The sequence below is a fragment of the Anaerotignum faecicola genome, from assembly GCA_024460105.1.
Classification (GTDB): Bacteria; Bacillota; Clostridia; order Lachnospirales; family Anaerotignaceae; genus JANFXS01.
In genome coordinates this window covers 1-542 of record JANFXS010000119.1, presented here as the reverse complement: position 1 = coordinate 542, position 542 = coordinate 1, and the positions used below count along the sequence as shown (strand labels likewise).

Genomic DNA, 542 nt, shown 5'->3' with positions numbered 1-542 from the left:
GAAAAAGGCAAGAGTCTGGCGGGCAGTAAGGAGTGTCTGTTCCCACTATGACAGGGTCCGTTATCTCGATGCGATTGATACAAAGGCAAATATCCAGATTTTTGTGGAAGAGCATAAGACGATATATAGCAGCCTGCTGTCAGGAGAAATCGTTGACTTTGATTTTCCGAAGTTTTATGAAGGCCACCTGGCTACCTACCGAAAGCATTTTCGGCAGATGCTTGAGAAATATCCGGAATATTTTAATCTGTAACAGAGAATAAAAGAGGGAAAGCCGTGAAAAATATTTTTTATAAGCTGAGCGTGAGAAATAAACTAATGGTGGTTCTGTTACCGCTTGTTTCTCTGTTCATTATTATTACAGGAACTGTATGTTACTTTTTATCCTCCGCACAGCTGAAGATCAATTCGGAAAAGCTTCTGGAGGATGCCGTCCATCAGGCCAGCGTGCGACTGGAGGAACGGTTTAAGATAGCATATTCTGCGGCAATCTCTCCGTCATAAACAAATGTAAAATACTTCAGGCTTTCGGAATTCGTCAG

1 protein-coding gene is annotated in these 542 nt (G+C 42.1%); it reads left to right on the top strand.

Translation table 11 applies throughout. From position 1 onward, the window contains the following. Positions 1 to 253, top strand: a 253-nt coding sequence (locus NE664_13050) for a GntR family transcriptional regulator (protein ID MCQ4727560.1), incomplete at its 5' end; no start/stop codon positions are given. Positions 254 to 542 lie beyond the last annotated feature (289 nt).